The sequence below is a fragment of the Mesorhizobium sp. WSM4832 genome (genome assembly GCF_055811115.1).
Window position 1 is genome coordinate 1 of sequence record NZ_JBVVQH010000065.1, and the last position, 431, is coordinate 431.

The 431-nt window shown below is 63.1% G+C and carries 1 pseudogene; it reads left to right on the forward strand.

Features of this window, described 5'->3' with window-relative positions:
• Positions 1-30: 30 nt before the first annotated feature.
• A pseudogene (locus tag AC0L2L_RS33365) lies at positions 31-431 on the forward strand (Ulp1 family isopeptidase); the annotation flags it as partial.

The following is a 431-nucleotide window of genomic DNA, read 5'->3' on the forward strand; positions in this document are numbered from 1 at the left end:
CTGGACGCGACCACCACGGTGACACCCGCCATGGCGCAGCAGAACAACGGTGTTGATTGCGGCGTCTTCGTGGTGGATGGCACGCGCGCGCTGGTTCAGAGATTGGCGAATGAAGAACGGCCAGTCCCGCAGCTGCCGCTACACCTCGACTACCTCGTCCCCGATCGGCAGGCGCTGCAAAACCGACTGAGACACGGCCGCTTGCCGCACGAGCTTGCCGCAATCCCCGCCGACGCTTTTGGAGCAGCCGGGTCGCAGGTGCAACGCGCCGTCTTGCAAGAGCAGCAAGCCCGACAAGTCGCGCCAGCGCCGTTTGACCAGCACTTGAGCAAGTCGCGCGAGGCCCATAACGAGCTGACGCGTACACTTGACAGGAGCAACACCGGGGGCGTCATCATCAACACTGAACATTACACAGCGCTGTTGAGACC